Source organism: Enterobacter sp. CP102, from assembly GCF_025152625.1.
In the GTDB taxonomy this organism is placed as follows: domain Bacteria; phylum Pseudomonadota; class Gammaproteobacteria; order Enterobacterales; family Enterobacteriaceae; genus Enterobacter; species Enterobacter soli.
Genome location: NZ_CP104014.1, coordinates 4,566,487 through 4,586,612, shown reverse-complemented (window position 1 = coordinate 4,586,612; position 20,126 = coordinate 4,566,487). Strand labels below are relative to the sequence as shown.

The window sequence follows — 20,126 nt, the reverse complement described above, 5'->3', positions numbered from 1 at the left end:
TTACTCTCCCTGTGGTGCGTTTTCAGGCGCTGGCGCGGCGGCAGGAGCTTCGGCGTTAGGCTCTGCCGGAACGCCCGGCTGTGCCAGCAAGTTACGCACACGCGTCTGCATCAGCTTTTCCAGAATCGGCTGGCTGGCCAGCTTGTCCGGAACGTTCATGGTGATGTTCTGCTGGCTCAGCTTGTCGATATCTTCGAGGAAAGCCTGAGTGGTGGCGTCATCGGTGTTGTAGTAAGCGCGCACCCAGGTAGAGACATTATCCAGTGCCTGTTTGTACGTCTCTTCCTGATGACGCGGAACCGCCTGTGCGGCAACCAGCAGACGAGAGCGAATGTTCTCGCGCAAATAGACGTCCTGGTTCGGCGCTAACAGCGGTACGGCGGTTTCATCGCGACGACGGATGGTAATAAAGCTGTCCATAAAGTTCTGCCAGCTTTTTTGCAGGTTCACGCGCCATTCGCCCAGCGAGCTGGAAAGCTCGGTACCGTCGGAATCCATCGGGGAGTCGTCGTCGTTGTTATCTGCCAGTTGCAGGTTATCAATCTGGTTGGAGAGCTGATTGACCTTGAGGATAATGCCGTCGTAGTCGACCTGCGAAACAGCAGACAGGCTGGCGATATCTTCGGTAATCGCACGACGCGCGGTGATAAGGCTCGGGTCATTCATGTCGGCAAGGCTGGCATCGGCGCTTTTCAGCAGCGCGGCGGCCGTAGTGACATCCTGATCGCTCCAGAGCTTACGTCCGGCCAGTTTCACCAGGAAATCGGCCTGCGAGAGCAGCCAGGTTTTGGCATCAGTACCGGAAATGGTGGCGACTTTTTGCTGCACTTCACTCAGCTGTTTGGTCAGCTCTTCCTGCTTGCTGTTTGCCTCGGAAAGTGCGGTAGCCTGCTGTTTGATAAAGCTTTCCAGCTCATCTTTTTGTGTTTCCTGTGCTTTTTGCAGGGCGGTGAGCTGATTAACCAGCGCATCGCTGGTGGCTGTCTGGTTGGTGCCTTGTTGTTTCACCAGACCATACAGGCCCACACCGGCTGCCAGGGCAATGGCGATGGCGATCGCGCTTAGCACCAGGCTGGTTTTGTTGCTGCCGTTTTTCTTCTCAACGGTTTTCTCAGTCGTTTCTGACTGTGGTGTGGTATCCACAGTCTCCCTGGTCTCTTCAACCACGGCGGAGGATTTTTCGTGTTCCGTCATTATGGCTTCCCATTATGAGAGTTATTGTAATGCGCGCAGCAGCGCATCGTTGTCGGCGTTATCAGCGATCCGAATATCTTGCCAGCCCAGTTCCCGGGCGTGGTTCGCCAGACGCTCACTGACGACCAGAAGCCGACAGCGGAGTAACCAGTTTTCACGATACCAAAGCGGAATCAACGACCAGAGCTGTTGCAGCATCTCACCGCTGGTGACCACCAGGGTATCGACGCCGCGCATGTGCCAGCGCATCGCTTCTTCCGCGCCATCATAATTTTTTGCATTGCGCTGATAGCATTCGCAGAACGTGACGTCAGCACCGCGTTCACTTAAGGTCTCGCCAAGCAATTCACGCCCGCCGTTACCGCGTAAAATGAGCGCGCGCTTTCCGGCAATAGTTTGTAATTCAGGTAATTGTAGCAAGACTTCGCTAATTTCCCGATCTAACGGATAGCGAACATCTATTCCACTTACGGTATGCAGGGCCAGTGCGGTGGTGCGCCCAATCGCGAAATAGCGTGGTGCAGCGGGCCAGTGCGATCCGGCCTGTTGCAGCCGGGCATGGGCAAACTCCACGGCATGTTGCGACAGAGCAAAAAGCAGATCGCCTTCCTGCAAGAGATTCATCTGGTCGGCGAGCGCAGGTAGCTCCCGACCGGGGGAGAATTCAATCAACGGAAAACTCCAGGCCACCTGCCCCAGTGTGCGCAGACGGCTCACTAATTGTTCTCCTGCGGGAGAAGGGCGGGTGACTAGAATACTCATGCAGGGGGTTCTCCGTTGTATACGTCAGCCAGAATTTCACGGGCGCCGTTATTGAGCAACTCTTCCGCCAGCGAAACGCCAAGCTGTTCGGCATCTTGCGGCTTACCGCGACGTTCGCCGCGAACCATCTGTGAGCCATCCGGTGCGCCAACCAGCGCGCGCAGCCACAGCTCGCCATCGGTTAATTCAGCATAACTGCCAATTGGCACCTGACAGCCGCCTTCAAGACGGGTGTTCATGGCGCGCTCGGCTTTGACACGAACTACGGTGTCGTCATGATTCAGCGGCGCGAGCAGCTCGCGGGTACGCGCATCGTCAAGACGGCACTCAATACCGACTGCACCCTGACCGACTGCCGGCAGCGACAGTTCTGGCGGCAGTGCAACGCGGACGCGTGACTCCAGACCCAGACGCTTCAGCCCTGCCACGGCGAGGATAATCGCATCGTATTCGCCGTTATCCAGCTTACTCAGGCGGGTGCCCACGTTGCCGCGAAGCGAGCGAATCACCAGATCCGGGCGGCGTTCTGCCAGCTGACACTGGCGGCGTAAACTTGACGTGCCAACCACGCCGCCCTGTGGCAACGCATCGAGCGAGTCGTAGTGGTTTGAAACAAATGCATCGCGCGGATCTTCGCGCTCGCAGATGGTCACCAGCCCTAAACCTTCCGGGAACTCAACGGGCACATCTTTCATCGAATGTACGGCGATATCGGCGCGGTTATCAAGCAATGCCAGTTCCAGCTCTTTGACAAACAAGCCTTTTCCGCCCACCTTTGCCAGCGGCGTATCAAGAATGATGTCACCGCGCGTTACCATTGGTACCAGCTCGACGCGCAAACCAGAATGGCAGGCTTCAAGGCGCTGCTTAACATATTGTGCCTGCCAGAGCGCAAGGGGGCTTTGGCGTGTGGCAATTCTCAAAACATTGTCTAACATGCTTGTTACCGTCATTATCAACCGTTGACCATCCTAACATTGTTGTCTCTGTGATGGCAGTTTTACGGTAGATGATGCAGAGAGGGACAGGGCGGCGTTATCGTCACCCGCAGCCGTATTCAGGAATTTACACGTACAGATTGATGCTACACTTTGTATGTAGCGCAACTTTCTTTACGGTCAATCGGCAAGGTGTTAAATTGATCACGTTTTAGACCATTTTTTCGTCGCTACTACCATAAAGATAAGGGCGAAAAAGGGTAACGGTTATCTTTTTGAAATACTGCGGGTTCGCCATTGTTCGATTTATGAATGGTTTGCGACACCCGGAAACATCAGGCGATACGTCTTGTACCTCTATATTGAGACTCTGAAACAGAGACTGGATGCCATAAATCAACTGCGTGTGGATCGCGCGCTTGCTGCCATGGGACCTGCTTTCCAACAGGTTTACAGTCTGCTGCCGACATTATTGCACTATCACCATCCGCTGATGCCGGGTTACCTCGACGGTAACGTTCCCCAGGGCATTTGCCTTTTCACGCCTGATGAAACCCAACAGCACTATCTGAACGAGCTGGAACTCTATCGTGGGATGCCGCCCCAGGAATCACCGAAAGGTGAGCTGCCGATCACCGGCGTTTACTCCATGGGAAGTACCTCATCGGTAGGGCAAAGCTGTTCCTCAGATCTGGATATCTGGGTCTGCCATCAATCATGGCTCGATAACGAAGAGCGCCAGCTGTTGCAGCGTAAATGCAGCCTGCTGGAAAGCTGGGCGGCATCGCTCGGCGTAGAAGTGAGCTTCTTCCTGATTGATGAAAACCGTTTCCGCCATAACGAAAGCGGCAGTCTGGGTGGTGAAGACTGCGGCTCGACGCAGCACATTTTGTTGCTGGATGAATTTTACCGTACTGCCGTTCGTCTGGCCGGTAAGCGTATTCTGTGGAATATGGTGCCGTGCGAAGAAGAAGAGCATTACGACGATTACGTCATGTCGCTGTATGCGCAGGGCGTACTGACGCCAAACGAATGGCTGGATCTGGGTGGCCTGAGCTCCCTGTCAGCCGAGGAGTACTTTGGCGCGAGCCTGTGGCAGCTGTATAAAAGTATCGATTCCCCGTACAAAGCGGTGCTGAAAACGCTGCTGCTTGAAGCCTATTCCTGGGAATACCCAACGCCGCGCCTGCTGGCGAAAGATATCAAACAGCGTCTGCACGATGGGGAGATTGTCTCCTTCGGGCTTGATGCCTACTGCATGATGCTGGAACGCGTCACCGAATACCTGAAAGCCATTGATGACCACACGCGTCTTGACCTGGTGCGTAGATGTTTCTATCTCAAAGTTTGTGAAAAACTGAGCCGCGAACGCGCCTGCGTTGGCTGGCGTCGTGAAGTGGTCAGTCAGTTAGTCAAAGAGTGGGGATGGGACGAAGAACGTCTGTCTATGCTCGACAACCGCGCCAACTGGAAAATCGATCAGGTGCGTGAAGCGCACAACGAACTGCTCGATGCGATGATGCAAAGCTACCGTAACCTGATCCGCTTTGCGCGCCGTAATAACCTCAGCGTATCGGCCAGCCCGCAGGATATCGGGGTGTTAACCCGTAAACTGTACGCCGCATTTGAAGCGCTGCCGGGTAAAGTCACGCTGGTTAACCCGCAGATTTCACCTGACCTGTCTGAACCGAATCTGACCTTTATCTATGTGCCGCCGGGCCGCGCGAACCGCACCGGATGGTATCTGTACAACCGTGCGCCAAGCATGGATTCGATCATCAGCCATCAGCCGCTGGAATATAACCGCTACCTGAACAAGCTGGTGGCCTGGGCCTGGTTTAATGGCCTGCTGACCTCGCGTACCCGGTTGTTTATTAAAGGTAACGAGGTCGTCGATTTAGCGAAGTTGCAGGAGATGGTGGCTGACGTTTCGCACCACTTCCCGCTGCGCTTGCCTGCGCCAACGCCGAAAGCGCTCTACAGCCCGTGTGAAATTCGTCATCTGGCGATTATCGTCAACCTGGAATACGACCCGACGGCGGCCTTCCGCAATCAGGTGGTCCATTTTGACTTCCGCAAGCTGGACGTCTTTAGCTTTGGCGAGCAGCAAAACTGCCTGGTGGGCAGCGTTGACCTGCTGTATCGCAACTCGTGGAACGAAGTGCGTACCCTGCACTTCAACGGCGAGCAGGCGATGATCGAAGCGCTGAAAACCATTCTCGGCAAAATGCACCAGGACGCCGCGCCGCCAGACAGCGTGGAAGTGTTCTGCTACAGCCAGCATCTGCGTGGTTTAATTCGTACCCGCGTACAGCAGCTGGTTTCTGAGTGTATTGAGCTGCGTCTTTCCAGTACCCGTCAGGAAACCGGGCGCTTTAAAGCGCTGCGCGTCTCCGGCCAGACCTGGGGCTTGTTCTTTGAACGCCTGAACGTGTCGGTACAGAAACTGGAAAACGCCATCGAATTCTACGGTGCAATTTCGCACAACAAGCTGCATGGCCTGTCCGTGCAGGTGGAAACCAACCACGTCAAACTGCCGCAGGTGGTGGATGGTTTTGCCAGCGAAGGGATTATTCAGTTCTTCTTCGAAGAGTCGGGGGATGACGCCGGTTTCAACATCTACATTCTGGATGAAACCAACCGCGCCGAGGTTTATCACCACTGTGAAGGCAGCAAAGAAGAGCTGGTGCGCGATGTCAGCCGTTTCTATTCGTCATCTCACGATCGCTTCACCTACGGCTCAAGTTTTATCAACTTCAACCTGCCGCAGTTCTACCAGATTGTGAATGTTGATGGCCGCGCGCAGGTGATCCCGTTCCGTACGCAGGCCATTGCGCCTGTAACGCCTGCAAATCAGGACACCGCGCCGCTGTTGCAGCAGTATTTCTCCTGATACTTTTCGCTCGCCCGGTGGCGGCTACGCCTTACCGGGCCTAAAATAGCTCGAATCCGTAGGCCGGGTAAGCGCAGCGCCACCCGGCAACAAAACTACCTGAAACTCACTTCCTCACCCGCCTGCGCGGTCGCTGCCTGTTCCAGCAGATCCCAGAACGTTTCACCGCTACGGTCGCAAACCCATTCGCCCTCTTTGAGATCGAAATGGTAGCCGCCCTGCTTGGCTGCCAGCCAGACCTGGTGAAGCGGCTCCTGACGGTTAATAATAATTTTGCTGCCGTTTTCGAAGCTTAGGGTCAGGATACCACCGTTGATTTCACAATCGATATCGCTGTCGCCCTCCCAGTCGTCAAGACGCTCTTCGATGGTCATCCACAGGTTGTCGGCAAGGCGATGAAATTCACTGTCGTTCATGGTTTTGTTCCTGTTTTTCGTGATGGCGGCAGTATAACGCTAAATAATTCCCGTTGCAGGAAAGCGGCAAACTCTTGCTTTTGTGTCTTCTCCTGCGATGATAGAAACAGATTTGAACTTACGGGCAACTTTATAATGAAAAACGTTTTCCGAACGCTTGCCGTTCTCATCACGCTGTTTAGCCTGACTGGCTGCGGGCTGAAGGGACCACTGTACTTCCCGCCAGCGGATAAAACCGCGCCACCGCCGACGAAACCGGTACAAAGCACCATCGAGTCCTCTTCTCCGACGACTAACGATCGCGGTGATAATGGCGGCCCGACTCAGGTTAATCTCTGATAATTACGTTCTGTACCCGCGCAATGGAGCAAATGATGCAGTTCTCTAAAATGCATGGCCTTGGCAACGATTTTATGGTCGTCGACGCGGTAACGCAGAATGTCTTTTTCTCACCAGAGCTGATCCGCCGTCTGGCGGACCGGCATCTGGGCGTGGGGTTTGATCAGCTGCTGGTGGTTGAGCCACCCTACGATCCTGACCTCGATTTTCACTACCGCATTTTTAACGCCGACGGTAGCGAAGTGTCGCAGTGTGGTAACGGCGCGCGCTGTTTTGCCCGCTTTGTTCGCCTGAAAGGGCTGACCAACAAGCGTGATATTCGCGTGAGCACGGCAAACGGACGCATGATCCTGAGCGTAACCGACGATGAACTGGTGCGCGTGAATATGGGCGAGCCAAACTTTGAGCCATCCGCGGTGCCGTTTCGCGCTAACAAAGCGGAAAAGACCTATATTATGCGTGCGGCCGAGCAGACAGTATTGTGCGGCGTTGTCTCTATGGGCAACCCACACTGCGTGATTCAGGTCGATAATGTTGATACCGCCGCAGTAGAAACGCTGGGTCCGGTGCTGGAAAGCCACGAGCGTTTCCCGGAGCGTGCGAATATCGGCTTTATGCAGGTGGTCAAACGCGAACACATCCGTCTGCGTGTTTATGAGCGCGGTGCGGGTGAAACCCAGGCCTGTGGAAGCGGTGCCTGTGCGGCAGTTGCGGTCGGTATCTCTCAGGGGTTACTGGCGGAAGAGGTTCGCGTGGAGTTACCAGGTGGTCGCCTTGATATCGCCTGGAAAGGACCGGGTCATCCACTGTATATGACTGGCCCGGCGGCACATGTCTATGACGGGTTTATCCATCTATGAAACAACCAGGGGAAGAACTTCAGGCATCAGAAACGGAACTGGACGACAGAGCTGTTATTGATTACCTGCTGCGCAATCCTGAGTTTTTTATCCGTAATGCACGCGTTGTCGAACAGATGCGCGTGCCCCATCCGGTGCGTGAATCGGTGTCGCTGGTCGAATGGCACATGGCGCGCTCGCGTAACCATATCAATCAGCTCGAAGAGAACATGACGCTGTTAATGGAACAGGCAAGTAACAACGAAAGCCTGTTCTATCGCTTGCTGCATCTGCAGGCGCGTCTGGCTTCGGCGCACAGCCTTGACGAGTTTCTCAGCCGCTTCCATCGCTGGGCGCGCGAGCTGGGGCTGGCAGGCGCAACGATCCGCCTCTTCCCGGACCGCTGGCGCATTGGCGCGCCGTCCGGTTTTACCCATCTGGCGCTAAACCGTCAGGCGTTTGAACCGCTGCGCATTCAGCGTCTTGGCCACGAGAATCACTATCTTGGGCCGCTGAACGGACCTGAGCTGCTGGTGGTGTTGCCAGAGGCCAAAGCCATTGGTTCGGTGGCGATGTCGCTGATGGGGCGCGATGGCGATTTAGGCGTGATGTTGTTCACCAGCCGTGATGCGCACCACTATGAGCAAGGGCAGGGAACACACCTGTTGCAGGAGCTGGCGCTCATGTTGCCTGAGCTACTGGAGCGCTGGATTGAACGGGTATGACGGACGTACTGCTCTCGACTGACGTCACGCGCTTTCTGCGTTATCTGGGCGTTGAGCGTCAGCTAAGCCCGATTACGCTGCTCAACTATCAGCGTCAGCTTGATGCCATCATGCAGATTGCCGAAGAAATCGGCCTGAAAAGCTGGCAACAATGTGACGCTGCTACCGTGCGAGCCTTTGTGGTGCGTAGCCGCCGCAAGGGGCTAAGCCCGGCGAGTCTGGCGCTCAGGCTTTCTGCGCTGCGCAGTTTCTTCGACTGGCTGGTCAGCCAGGGCGGTCTGAAAGCCAATCCGGCAAAAGGGATCGCCACGCCAAAAGCCCCGCGTCATCTGCCTAAGAATATCGATGTGGATGATGTAAACCGCCTGCTGGATATCGATCTTAACGATCCGCTGGCCGTGCGCGATCGCGCCATGCTGGAAGTGATGTACGGTGCCGGGCTGCGTCTTTCTGAGCTGGTGAACCTCGATTTAAAACATCTTGATCTTGATACCGGTGAAGTGTGGGTGATGGGTAAAGGCAGCAAAGAGCGCCGCTTACCGATTGGCCGCAATGCGGTGTCCTGGATTGAGCACTGGCTGGATCTGCGCGGGCTGTTTGGCGCAGAGGAAAATGCCCTGTTTTTGTCGAAGCTCGGCAAGCGCATTTCGGCGCGAAACGTGCAGAAACGCTTTGCGGAGTGGGGCATCAAGCAGGGGCTGAACAGCCATGTTCACCCGCACAAACTGCGCCACTCCTTTGCCACCCACATGCTTGAATCGAGCGGTGATTTACGCGGCGTGCAGGAGCTGTTAGGCCACGCCAATTTATCGACCACACAAATCTATACCCACCTTGATTTTCAACACCTTGCCTCGGTGTACGATGCGGCGCATCCACGCGCCAAACGGGGGAAATAATGCGTTTTTACCGCCCATTAGGTCAGATTTCAGCCCTGACGTTTGATCTTGATGACACCCTTTATGACAACCACCCGGTTATCTTGCGCACTGAGCAAGAGTCCCTGGCGTTTGTACAGAACTACCATCCGGCCCTGAAAGAGATGCAGAACAAAGATTTCCAGCGTCTGCGTCAGGCGCTGCGGGAAACCGAGCCGGATATTTATCACGATGTCACCGAGTGGCGTCGCCGTGCGGTGGAGCAGGCGATGCTAAATGTCGGCATGAGCGCGCACGATGCGGCCATCGGCGCCGAAGCGGCGATGGAAAACTTCGCAAAATGGCGTAGCCGCATCGATGTACCGCAGGAAACCCACGACACCCTGAAAGCGCTGGCTGAAAAGTGGCCGCTGGTGGCGATCACCAACGGCAACGCACAGCCTGAACTCTTTGGTCTTGGCGACTATTTTGAATTCGTACTGCGTGCAGGCCCGCACGGGCGCGCTAAGCCGTTCAACGATATGTACCACCGGGCGGCGGAAAAACTCGACCTGCCGACAGGCAAAATCCTGCACGTGGGCGATGATCTGACCACGGACGTTGCCGGGGCGATCCGCTGCGGGATGCAGGCCTGCTGGATCAAGCCAGAAAAGGCCGATCTGATGCAGACCCAGGACAGCCGGCTGCTGCCACACATAGAAATTTCGCGGTTGGCATCCCTCACCACGCTGATATAATCACCAGTAATATTGTATAAATTACCAGGGTTTTGGCGAATGCGTGACGTTCGCCTGCCCGACATTACCTGGCGGTGCCAATGGACGTTTCCTACCTTCTCGACAGCCTTAATGACAAACAGCGTGACGCGGTTGCCGCATCGCGTACTAACCTGCTGGTTCTGGCTGGGGCGGGCAGTGGTAAGACGCGCGTTCTGGTGCACCGTATCGCGTGGCTGCAAAGCGTAGAAAACTGCTCACCGTATTCCATTATGGCGGTGACGTTCACCAACAAAGCGGCGGCAGAGATGCGCCACCGTATCGCGCAGCTGATGGGCACAAGCCAGGGCGGCATGTGGGTTGGAACCTTCCACGGTCTGGCACACCGCTTGCTGCGCGCGCACCATATGGACGCCAACCTGCCGCAGGACTTCCAGATCCTCGACAGTGAAGACCAGCTCCGTTTGCTGAAACGCCTGATCAAGGCGATGAACCTCGATGAGAAACAGTGGCCGCCGCGTCAGGCCATGTGGTACATCAACGGTCAAAAAGATGAAGGGCTGCGCCCGCACCATATTCAGAGCTTTGGCAACCCGGTAGAGCAGACCTGGCAGAACGTGTATAAGGCCTACCAGGAAGCCTGCGATCGCGCCGGTCTGGTGGACTTTGCCGAACTGCTGCTGCGCGCCCACGAGCTGTGGCTGAACAAACCGCATATTCTTCAGCACTACCGCGAACGTTTTACCAATATCCTGGTGGACGAATTCCAGGATACCAACAACATTCAGTATGCCTGGATCAGGATGCTGGCGGGCGATACCGGCAAGGTGATGATCGTCGGCGATGATGACCAGTCTATCTACGGCTGGCGTGGCGCTCAGGTGGAAAACATCCAGCGCTTCCTCAACGACTTCCCGGGCGCAGAAACCATTCGTCTGGAACAGAACTACCGTTCGACCAGCAACATTCTGAGCGCGGCGAACGCCCTGATTGAAAACAACAACGGGCGTCTGGGCAAAAAGCTGTGGACCGATGGCGTCGATGGCGAGCCGATCTCCCTCTACTGCGCCTTTAACGAACTCGATGAAGCGCGCTTTGTGGTTAACCGCATCAAAACCTGGCAGGACAACGGCGGCGCGCTGGAGCAGTGTGCCATTCTTTATCGCAGCAACGCCCAGTCGCGTGTGCTGGAAGAGGCGTTGTTGCAGGTGAGTATGCCGTACCGAATTTATGGCGGGATGCGCTTCTTCGAACGCCAGGAAATTAAAGACGCGCTCTCGTATCTGCGTCTTATGGCCAACCGCAATGATGATGCGGCCTTCGAGCGTGTGGTGAATACCCCAACGCGCGGCATTGGTGACAGAACGCTGGACGTGGTGCGTCAGGCATCGCGCGATCGCCAGCTCACGCTTTGGCAGGCCTGTCGTGAGCTGTTGCAGGAAAAAGCCCTCGCCGGACGTGCGGCCAGCGCGTTGCAGCGCTTCCTTGAGCTGATTGACGCCCTCGCGCAGGAAACGGCAGATATGCCACTGCATGTGCAGACCGACCGGGTTATCAAAGACTCCGGCCTGTGGATGATGTACGAGCAGGAAAAAGGTGAGAAGGGCCAGACCCGTATTGAGAACTTAGAGGAACTGGTCACGGCAACGCGCCAGTTCAGCTACAACGAAGAAGACGAAGATCTGATGCCGCTTCAGGCATTCCTCTCCCACGCTGCGCTGGAAGCCGGTGAAGGGCAGGCTGATACCTGGCAGGATGCGGTGCAGCTGATGACCCTGCACTCCGCCAAAGGGCTGGAGTTCCCGCAGGTGTTTATTGTCGGGATGGAAGAGGGGATGTTCCCGAGCCAGATGTCGCTGGATGAAGGCGGGCGTCTGGAAGAAGAGCGTCGCCTGGCCTACGTGGGCGTGACCCGTGCGATGCAAAAGCTGACGCTGACCTACGCCGAAACCCGCCGTCTGTATGGCAAAGAGGTCTATCACCGTCCATCGCGCTTTATCGGCGAACTGCCGGAAGAGTGCGTGGAAGAGGTACGTCTGCGCGCCAGTGTCAGCCGTCCTGTCAGCCATCAGCGCATGGGTACGCCGATGTCGGAAAACGACACCGGTTACAAGCTGGGCCAGCGCGTGCGTCATGCGAAATTTGGTGAAGGCACCATTGTGAACCTTGAAGGCAGCGGGGAGCACAGCCGGTTGCAGGTGGCATTCCAGGGGCAGGGGATCAAATGGCTGGTGGCCGCCTATGCCCGACTGGAAACCGTGTAACTTTCAGAAAAATATCATTATTTTGTAATAATCTGCTAGCCTTATACGTTGAAGGTCAATTAATGCCCTTCAGCGTTTCGTTGCGTGTTGACGCCACTGTTACTGCTGGCGTAACATGCGCGCACGATTACGCTAAGAGGACATTCGCCTTGGACACACCCAGTAGATACTGGCTCAATTCCCTGTCAACCAGGAACAACTCCTAAGGCTATCTCCTCTTGCTGATGGCCTTAGTGGTTGTCAGCGACTGCATTATTCCCGTCGCGCTGAGTCAGGCTGTTTAATGGTCTGAAACCCAATTTGTTTCTGTGTGCCCACCGAACTGTCCGATATTTTTTGCATTGGGAGTCCCGGTCATGTTGAGCGCATTTCAACTCGAAAATAACCGACTGACTCGGCTTGAAGCCGAAGAGTCGCAGCCCCTCATTGATGCAGTATGGGTGGATCTGGTCGAGCCGGACGACGATGAACGCCTTCGCGTACAATCTGAGCTGGGGCAAAGCCTGGCAACCCGTCCAGAACTGGAAGACATCGAAGCATCGGCCCGTTTTTTTGAAGACGAAGACGGCCTGCACATTCACTCCTTCTTCTTCTTTGAAGATGCCGAAGATCACGCCGGTAACTCCACCGTGGCATTTACTATCCGCGATGGTCGCCTTTTTACCCTGCGCGAGCGTGAGCTGCCTGCGTTTCGTCTCTACCGAATGCGCGCCCGTAGCCAGGCAATGGTTGACGGAAACGCCTACGAGCTGCTGCTCGATCTGTTTGAAACCAAAATCGAACAGCTGGCGGATGAGATTGAAAACATCTACAGCGATCTGGAAAAACTGAGCCGCGTGATCATGGAAGGCCATCAGGGTGATGAGTATGACGAAGCCCTTTCCACGCTGGCGGAGCTGGAAGATATCGGCTGGAAGGTACGTTTGTGTCTGATGGATACCCAGCGTGCGCTGAACTTCCTGGTGCGTAAAGCGCGTCTGCCGGGTGGTCAGCTGGAGCAGGCGCGTGAGATCCTGCGCGATATCGAATCCCTGCTGCCGCACAACGAATCCCTGTTCCAGAAGGTCAACTTCCTGATGCAGGCGGCGATGGGCTTTATCAATATCGAGCAGAACCGCATCATCAAGATCTTCTCGGTGGTATCTGTGGTATTCCTGCCGCCTACGCTTGTGGCATCAAGCTACGGGATGAACTTTGAGTTTATGCCTGAGCTGAAGTGGAGCTTTGGTTATCCTGGGGCGATTATCTTTATGATCCTCGCCGGGCTTGCGCCGTATCTCTATTTCAAGCGTCGGAACTGGCTGTAAAAACCTGGCGGGTGGCGCTGCGCTTACCCGCCCTACGATCGAACTCCCTCTCCTGTGGGAGAGGGTTGGGGTGAGGGCAACATTACAACCCTTTGTGCACCCTGCGCTGGGTATAAATCGCATCTGCAACAAAAATTGCTAACGCCACCCAGATAAACGCGAAGGTTACCATCTTATCCGCGCCCGGCACTTCGCCGTAAAACACCACTGCCAGCAGGAACATCAGCGTTGGGCCAATGTACTGGAAGAAGCCCAGCGTAGAGAGACGCAGGCGCGTTGCCGCACCGGTAAAGCACAGCAGCGGAATGGTTGTCACCACACCAGCGGCCATCAGCATCAGATTCAGTGACCACGGATTGCTGCCCATATGGCTGGTGGCGCTGTCGGCAATGCCAAACAGATAAATCGCGGCCACGGGCAGCAGCCACAGGGTTTCGAACAACATGCCGGTTTGCGCTTCAACGGCGATTTTCTTACGTACCAGCCCGTAGAACGCAAAGCTGAACGCCAGCCCCAGGGCGATAACCGGCAGTGAGCCAAAGGTCCACAGCTGCACCAGCACGCCGCAGAACGCCAGAATTACCGCCAGCCACTGCATACGGCGGAAGCGCTCGCCGAGGAAAATCATCCCCAGCACAATATTCACCAGCGGGTTAATAAAATACCCGAGGCTCGCTTCGAGCATATGATGGTTATTCACCGCCCAGATGAACAGCAACCAGTTGCCGCCAATCAGCACCGCAGAGAGCGCGAGCAGGAAGACCTTCTTCGGGGTTTTTAGCAGCGTTTTGACGCCTGACCACTGACGGCTGATGCTCATCAGGGCAATCATAAAGAAGAAGGACCAGATTACGCGGTGAGTGAGGATCTCGTCAGCCGGTACATAAGCGATAAGCTTGAAGTACGCCGGAGCAACACCCCAAATAAAATAAGCGGCCAGAGCGAGTAACACGCCCTGCCGCGTCTGTTTAGCATCCATCGGGAAAATCCGTTACAAAAAAGTGAACTAACTTTACCCGATTTTGCGGCATCAACCCACCATATAAGTGGCGGTTGCACTGGCGATATACACCTGTTCTTCGTTATGCAGTTCGACACGGGCGACAGCGACTTTGTTGCCTGCGCGCAACAGGCTGCTGGTACAGGTGAAGCGATTTCCCCGGCCAGGGCGCAGATAATCAACACGTAAATCGATGGTACCCATGCGCGATAAACGCTGGCGCAATTCGTCTTCGTTGATGGTGTCGTGACGCGTCAACGTACTGCCCACGCAGACCAGCCCTGCCGCTACGTCCAGTGCAGAAGCAATCACTCCGCCATGCAAAATGCTTTGCGCCCAGTTGCCCACCATCATCGGCTGATTATTGAAGCTGAGCTGGGCAAAGTCTTTCTCGTAGCGTTCCAGTTCCAGCCCCAGCGCGCGGTTAAACGGCATGTGGTAAACAAAAATCTCGCCCACGAGTTTTAAAGCTTCTTCAGCGGTTAGCGTGGCTGACATGAGAAATGACGTCCTTATTGTTAATAAAATGTTGATGTTATGCCTCAACAATAAGGAATTCCACTTTCAGAAACGAGGAGGCGGAAGTTAGTGCGGAAGTCTGTAGAATGTCCGCCATAAAACTATTCATGAAATCTCAATATTTGCAGGAGAACACCACCGATGCGGACGTATCTGGGTTGGTTACTGGCGGCGGTTGCGCTGCCCCTCACAGCATATGCGCAGGAAGCGACAGTGAATGAAGTACACGATACGCCAGCCGTTCGCGGCAGCATTATCGCGAACTTACTTCAGGAGCATGACAATCCGTTCACGCTCTACCCGTATGACACCAACTATTTGCTTTATACCTGGACCAGCGATATCAACAAAGAGGCGATTAAGTCTTACAGCTGGTCTGATAATGCGCGCAAAGATGAAGTGAAGTACCAGCTCAGCCTGGCATTCCCGTTCTGGCGCGGTATCTTAGGGCCAAACTCGGTGCTGGGTGCCTCCTACACGCAAAAATCCTGGTGGCAGCTTTCCAACAGCGGCGAGTCCTCGCCGTTTCGTGAAACCAACTATGAACCGCAGCTGTTCCTCGGTTTCGCAACGGATTACGAATTTGCTGGCTGGACGCTGCGTGATGTGGAGATGGGCTTTAACCACGACTCCAACGGCCGCGCTGACCCCACTTCGCGCAGCTGGAACCGTCTTTATACCCGCCTGATGGCGCAAAATGGTAACTGGATGGTGGAAGTTAAGCCGTGGTACGTGGTGGGTGCCACGGACGATAACCCGGATATCACTAAATACATGGGTTACTACCAGCTCAAAATTGGCTACCAGTTAGGTGATGCGGTACTGAGCGCGAAAGGGCAGTACAACTGGAATACCGGCTACGGCGGCGCGGAAGTGGGCCTGAGCTATCCGGTGAGCAAGCATGTGCGTCTTTACACCCAGGTGTACAGTGGTTACGGCGAGTCGCTTATCGATTACAACTTCAATCAAACCCGCGTCGGTGTGGGCGTGATGCTGAATGATATTTTCTAGGCCGCTCGAATGTTTTTGCGTTAAACGTTGAAGTTTCTCTCTCAGGCGCTGAAAATAGCGCCTGTTTTATTTCTGGCAAATGGGGTTAACGTGGCGCAGGCGGAAGTATTGAATCAGGAATCGCTGGCTAAACAGGTTCTGCACGAAACCTTTGGCTACCAGCAGTTCCGCCCTGGCCAGGAAACCATCATCGACACCGTACTGGGCGGTCGCGACTGCCTGGTGGTGATGCCGACCGGCGGCGGGAAATCGCTCTGTTATCAGGTTCCTGCGCTGGTGCTGAACGGCCTGACGGTCGTGGTTTCACCGCTTATCTCACTGATGAAAGACCAGGTGGATCAGCTGCTTGCCAACGGCGTCGCGGCGGCCTGTCTTAACTCCACGCAAACCCGTGAGAAGCAGCTTGAGGTTATGGCGGGCTGCCGTACCGGGCAGATCCGATTGCTGTATATCGCGCCGGAACGCCTGATGCTGGATAACTTCCTCGACCATCTCGCGCACTGGAACCCGGTGCTGCTGGCGGTGGATGAAGCGCACTGTATCTCCCAGTGGGGACACGATTTCCGCCCGGAATATGCCGCCCTCGGCCAGCTGCGTCAGCGCTTCCCCGAGCTGCCGTTTATGGCGCTTACCGCCACGGCGGATGATACTACACGCCTGGATATCGTTCGTCTGCTCGGGCTGAACGACCCCTACATTCAGGTCAGCAGCTTCGACCGCCCGAACATCCGCTACATGCTGATGGAAAAATTCAAGCCGCTGGATCAGCTCTTGCGCTATGTGCAGGAGCAGCGCGGCAAGTCCGGCATCATCTACTGCAACAGCCGTGCGAAGGTGGAAGACACCGCCGCGCGCCTGCAAAACCGTGGCTTTAGCGCCGCGGCGTATCATGCCGGGTTAGAAAATCACATCCGCGCCGACGTGCAGGAGAAATTCCAGCGCGATGACCTGCAAATCGTGGTCGCCACGGTGGCGTTCGGGATGGGGATTAATAAACCCAACGTGCGCTTTGTGGTGCACTTCGACATCCCGCGTAATATTGAATCCTACTACCAGGAAACCGGCCGTGCCGGGCGTGATGGCCTGCCTGCAGAAGCCATGCTGTTCTACGATCCGGCGGATATGGCCTGGCTGCGCCGCTGCCTGGAAGAGAAACCGCAGGGTCAGTTGCAGGATATCGAACGCCACAAGCTCAACGCGATGGGTGCTTTTGCTGAAGCACAAACCTGTCGTCGTCTGGTGCTGCTCAACTACTTTGGTGAAGGGCGACAGGAGTCCTGCGGCAACTGCGATATCTGCCTTGACCCGCCAAAACAGTACGATGGCCTGATGGATGCGCGTAAGGCGCTCTCGACAATCTATCGCGTTAATCAGCGCTTCGGGATGGGCTACGTGGTGGAAGTGCTGCGTGGCGCGAACAACCAGCGTATCCGCGATATGGGACACGACAAGTTGCCCGTTTACGGGATCGGCAAAGACCAGAGCCACGAGCACTGGGTCAGTATTATCCGCCAGCTTATTCATCTGGGGTTTGCCACCCAGAATATTGCCCAGCACTCTGCGCTTCAGCTTACCGAAGCGGCGCGCCCGGTGCTGCGCGGTGATATCGAACTCAAGCTCGCCGTTCCGCGCGTTATCGCGCTCAAGCCGCGTGTGATGCAAAAATCCTACGGCGGCAACTACGACCGCAAGCTGTTCGCCAAACTGCGCAAGCTGCGTAAAGCCATCGCGGATGAAGAGAATATCCCGCCGTACGTGGTCTTTAACGACGCGACGTTGATTGAGATGGCCGAACAAATGCCGCTCAGCGCCAGCGAGATGCTCAGCGTCAACGGCGTTGGCACGCGTAAGCTTGAGCGCTTTGGGAAGGAGTTTATGGCACTCATTCGCTCTCACGCCGACGGTGATGATGAGGAGTAGTCAGCCGGGCTAAAAAGTGCCAGGATGGTGACTCACTAAATTATTTCCCCGCGAGTTAATTATGTTAATGCTATTTCTCACCGTGGCGTTGGTGCACATCGTTGCCCTGATGAGCCCGGGCCCTGACTTTTTCTTCGTGTCACAAACCGCCGTCAGCCGCTCCCGCAAAGAGGCGATGATGGGCGTGCTCGGTATCACCATGGGCGTTATGGTCTGGGCGGCAGTAGCGCTGCTGGGCCTGAACCTGATCCTCGCGAAGATGGCCTGGCTGCATAACATCATTATGGTCGGTGGTGGCCTGTATCTGTGCTGGATGGGTTACCAGATGCTGCGCGGGGCACTGAAGAAAGAAGAGAAAAAGACGGAAGAGCCAAAAGTCGAGCTGGCAACCGGTGGCCGCAGCTTTGTGAAAGGGCTGCTGACAAACCTGGCAAACCCGAAAGCGATTATCTATTTCGGCTCGGTGTTCTCGCTGTTTGTGGGCGATAGCGTGGGCGCAGGTGCACGTTGGGGTATCTTCCTGCTGATCGTCGTTGAAACATTCGCCTGGTTTACTATCGTGGCGAGTCTGTTCGCCTTACCGGCGATGCGCCGTGGGTATCAGCGCGTTGCGAAGTGGATTGACGGCTTTGCCGGTGCGTTGTTCACCGGCTTCGGCATTCATCTCATCATTTCTCGCTAAGCATGACGCGCTGACGCCAACAGCGCACCAACCAGCATAAACAGCGAACCAAACACTTTATTCAGGGCCTTCATCTGTTTAGGCCCTTTAATCCACGCCGCAATCCGCTGCGCCAGCGTCGCATAACCAATCATCACAATGATATCGACAATGATGGTGGTCGCCCCGAGCACCACGTACTGCATCACCTGTGGCTGGTGCGGCACGATAAACTGCGGGAACAGGGCTGCAAGGAAGACGATACTTTTCGGGTTAGTCAGGTTCACAAACACGGCACGTTTAAACAGACGGCCACGCGTTTGCGCCTGCGCAAGGGTGTTCAGGTTGATGGAGCCTGCCGCACGCCACTGCTGAATACCGAGCCAAATCAGGTACGCCGCACCGGCCCATTTCAGCACTTCGAACGCCAGCACCGAGCGGGAGAACAGTGTCCCCAGGCCGATACCGACCAGCACGATGTGAATGCCCAGCCCGGTCTGCAAACCGGCAATGGATGCCGCCGCACCACGATAGCCGTGGTTGATGGAGGTGGTCATGGTGTTAATCGCGCCAGAGCCCGGTGAAAGGCTGAGGATGATGGATGTCAGCAGGTAAGCGAACCACCACTCGAAGGTCATTTGAAACTCCCGAATCGTCTGTTTTTATGCCACAATACGCTATTGTTGAGTCATTTTGTGACCTGTCACGAAAAAACGATATTCCTTGGCTTACAGGGGTGGAAACCCGATGTTTCAGCAGAAAAAGGATTGGGAAACACGAGAAAACGCATTTGCTGCTTTCTCTATGGGCCCGCTTACCGAGTTCTGGCGTCAGCGTGAAGAGGCCGGATTTACCGGAGTGGGCAATGTTCCTGTACGCTTTGTCCGTTTTCGGGCTGAAAAAAACGATCGTGTCATTGTGGTTTGCCCGGGGCGCATAGAGAGTTACGTCAAATATGCCGAGCTGGCGTATGACCTGTTCCATATAGGCTTTGACGTGCTGATTATTGACCATCGCGGGCAGGGGCTTTCCGGGCGAATGCTGTCGGACACCCACCGTGGCCACGTGGATAATTTCAGCGATTATGTCGACGACCTTGCGGCATTCTGGCTGCAGGAAGTGCAGCCCGGCCCCTGGCGAAAACGCTATATTCTCGCGCATTCAATGGGCGGGGCCATTGCCACTCTGTTCTTGCAGCGCCATTCGCATCAATGTGATGCCATTGCGCTCAGCGCGCCCATGTTTGGCATCGTGATGCGTTTTCCTGACTGGATGGTACGCCATATTCTCGACTGGGCTGAGGGCCATCAGCGTATTCGGGAAGGTTATGCTATCGGAACAGGTCGCTGGCGCGCGCTGCCGTATACCATGAACGTGCTGACTCACAGCCGACAGCGATACCGTCGTAACCTGCGTTTTTATGCCGATGAGCCGCGTTTACGCGTTGGCGGCCCCACCTATCACTGGGTACGGGAAGGCATTCTTGCCGGTGAGCAGGCGCTGGCAGGTGCCGGTGATGACAGCACGCCGACATTACTGCTTCAGGCCGAAGAAGAACGTGTGGTTGATAACCGTATGCACGACCGCTTTTGTGAACTGCGTGCCGCCGCCGGTCACCCTTGTGAAGGGGGTAAACCGCTGGTCATAAATGGTGCGTACCATGAGATCCTTTTCGAAAAGGACACCATGCGCTCAGTCGCGCTCAACGCCATTGTCGAATTTTTCGACAGGCATAACTGATTTT

The 20,126-nt window shown here is 55.5% G+C and carries 20 protein-coding genes; 13 read left to right on the top strand and 7 right to left on the bottom strand.

What is annotated here, in order from left to right; translation table 11 throughout:
• The 3 genes from hemX to hemC are packed head-to-tail and all read right to left on the bottom strand — an operon-like array spanning window position 1 to window position 2,894.
• The gene (hemX, locus tag N1249_RS21660; protein ID WP_166718558.1) at window positions 1-1,194 is read right to left on the bottom strand and encodes a uroporphyrinogen-III C-methyltransferase; all 1,194 of its coding nucleotides are present in this window, start codon (window positions 1,192-1,194) and stop codon (window positions 1-3) included.
• Between the two features lie 21 nt (window positions 1,195-1,215).
• Complete coding sequence (gene hemD / locus N1249_RS21655) at window positions 1,216-1,956, bottom strand: uroporphyrinogen-III synthase (RefSeq protein ID WP_259833339.1); 741 nt, start codon at window positions 1,954-1,956, stop codon at window positions 1,216-1,218.
• Window positions 1,953-2,894: a hydroxymethylbilane synthase gene (gene hemC, locus N1249_RS21650; RefSeq protein WP_259833337.1), complete on the bottom strand. Its 942-nt coding sequence runs from the start codon at window positions 2,892-2,894 to the stop codon at window positions 1,953-1,955. Before hemC ends, hemD begins: the two co-directional genes overlap by 4 nt.
• Window positions 2,895-3,243: 349 nt before the next feature.
• Here hemC and cyaA point away from each other — a divergent pair, with 349 nt between their 5' ends.
• On the top strand, window positions 3,244-5,787 hold the full coding sequence (gene cyaA, locus N1249_RS21645; RefSeq protein WP_259833335.1) for a class I adenylate cyclase: 2,544 nt from the start codon (window positions 3,244-3,246) through the stop codon (window positions 5,785-5,787).
• A 95-nt stretch (window positions 5,788-5,882) separates the two neighbouring features.
• Here the strand turns inward: cyaA and cyaY are convergent, their stop codons facing one another.
• A complete protein-coding gene (cyaY, locus tag N1249_RS21640; protein ID WP_166718561.1) occupies window positions 5,883-6,203 on the bottom strand; it encodes an iron donor protein CyaY in 321 nt (106 codons plus the stop codon).
• Between the two features lie 135 nt (window positions 6,204-6,338).
• Between cyaY and lptM the strand changes: the two genes are divergently transcribed.
• The 8 genes from lptM (at window position 6,339) to corA (ending at window position 13,271) form a co-directional block, all read left to right on the top strand.
• Complete coding sequence (lptM, locus tag N1249_RS21635) at window positions 6,339-6,542, top strand: LPS translocon maturation chaperone LptM (RefSeq protein WP_259833333.1); 204 nt, start codon at window positions 6,339-6,341, stop codon at window positions 6,540-6,542.
• 35 nt (window positions 6,543-6,577) lie between these two features.
• Window positions 6,578-7,402, top strand: coding sequence for a diaminopimelate epimerase (gene dapF, locus N1249_RS21630; RefSeq protein ID WP_014072276.1), 825 nt, complete (start codon window positions 6,578-6,580; stop codon window positions 7,400-7,402).
• Complete coding sequence (locus N1249_RS21625; protein ID WP_182062940.1) at window positions 7,399-8,106, top strand: DUF484 domain-containing protein; 708 nt, start codon at window positions 7,399-7,401, stop codon at window positions 8,104-8,106. Before dapF ends, N1249_RS21625 begins: the two co-directional genes overlap by 4 nt.
• On the top strand, window positions 8,103-9,005 hold the full coding sequence (gene xerC / locus N1249_RS21620; RefSeq protein ID WP_014072274.1) for a tyrosine recombinase XerC: 903 nt from the start codon (window positions 8,103-8,105) through the stop codon (window positions 9,003-9,005). Before N1249_RS21625 ends, xerC begins: the two co-directional genes overlap by 4 nt.
• The gene (gene yigB, locus N1249_RS21615) at window positions 9,005-9,721 is read left to right on the top strand and encodes a 5-amino-6-(5-phospho-D-ribitylamino)uracil phosphatase YigB (RefSeq protein ID WP_259833330.1); all 717 of its coding nucleotides are present in this window, start codon (window positions 9,005-9,007) and stop codon (window positions 9,719-9,721) included. Before xerC ends, yigB begins: the two co-directional genes overlap by 1 nt.
• Before the next feature lie 80 nt (window positions 9,722-9,801).
• Window positions 9,802-11,964, top strand: coding sequence for a DNA helicase II (uvrD, locus tag N1249_RS21610; protein ID WP_014072272.1), 2,163 nt, complete (start codon window positions 9,802-9,804; stop codon window positions 11,962-11,964).
• Window positions 11,925-12,170, top strand: a complete 246-nt coding sequence (gene ysgD, locus N1249_RS23305; protein WP_409193155.1) for a YsgD/CorL family protein — start codon at window positions 11,925-11,927, stop codon at window positions 12,168-12,170. The genes uvrD and ysgD overlap by 40 nt, the downstream gene beginning before the upstream one ends.
• Window positions 12,171-12,320: 150 nt before the next feature.
• Window positions 12,321-13,271, top strand: a complete 951-nt coding sequence (gene corA, locus N1249_RS21605; RefSeq protein ID WP_008501540.1) for a magnesium/cobalt transporter CorA — start codon at window positions 12,321-12,323, stop codon at window positions 13,269-13,271.
• A gap of 82 nt (window positions 13,272-13,353) precedes the next feature.
• On the opposite strand, the gene rarD is transcribed toward corA, so the two are convergent.
• Both rarD and yigI read right to left on the bottom strand, forming a co-directional pair.
• A complete protein-coding gene (rarD, locus tag N1249_RS21600; RefSeq protein WP_259833325.1) occupies window positions 13,354-14,250 on the bottom strand; it encodes an EamA family transporter RarD in 897 nt (298 codons plus the stop codon).
• 51 nt (window positions 14,251-14,301) lie between these two features.
• The gene (yigI, locus tag N1249_RS21595) at window positions 14,302-14,769 is read right to left on the bottom strand and encodes an acyl-CoA thioesterase YigI (RefSeq protein ID WP_014072269.1); all 468 of its coding nucleotides are present in this window, start codon (window positions 14,767-14,769) and stop codon (window positions 14,302-14,304) included.
• Window positions 14,770-14,931: 162 nt separating this feature from the next.
• Here yigI and pldA point away from each other — a divergent pair, with 162 nt between their 5' ends.
• The 3 genes from pldA to rhtC all read left to right on the top strand — a co-directional run bounded on the left by pldA (window position 14,932) and on the right by rhtC (window position 18,403).
• The gene (gene pldA, locus N1249_RS21590; protein ID WP_259833321.1) at window positions 14,932-15,801 is read left to right on the top strand and encodes a phospholipase A; all 870 of its coding nucleotides are present in this window, start codon (window positions 14,932-14,934) and stop codon (window positions 15,799-15,801) included.
• Between the two features lie 90 nt (window positions 15,802-15,891).
• Window positions 15,892-17,721 carry an ATP-dependent DNA helicase RecQ gene (gene recQ / locus N1249_RS21585; protein ID WP_259833319.1) on the top strand — a complete coding sequence of 610 codons (1,830 nt, stop codon included), beginning with the start codon at window positions 15,892-15,894 and terminating at the stop codon, window positions 17,719-17,721.
• A gap of 61 nt (window positions 17,722-17,782) precedes the next feature.
• Window positions 17,783-18,403 carry a threonine export protein RhtC gene (gene rhtC / locus N1249_RS21580; protein ID WP_259833317.1) on the top strand — a complete coding sequence of 207 codons (621 nt, stop codon included), beginning with the start codon at window positions 17,783-17,785 and terminating at the stop codon, window positions 18,401-18,403.
• On the opposite strand, the gene rhtB is transcribed toward rhtC, so the two are convergent.
• Entirely contained in the window at window positions 18,400-19,020 is a 621-nt protein-coding gene (rhtB, locus tag N1249_RS21575; protein ID WP_166718565.1) for a homoserine/homoserine lactone efflux protein, read from the bottom strand. The genes rhtC and rhtB overlap by 4 nt on opposite strands.
• A gap of 109 nt (window positions 19,021-19,129) precedes the next feature.
• Between rhtB and pldB the strand changes: the two genes are divergently transcribed.
• The gene (pldB, locus tag N1249_RS21570) at window positions 19,130-20,122 is read left to right on the top strand and encodes a lysophospholipase L2 (protein ID WP_259833315.1); all 993 of its coding nucleotides are present in this window, start codon (window positions 19,130-19,132) and stop codon (window positions 20,120-20,122) included.
• Window positions 20,123-20,126: the final 4 nt, after the last annotated feature.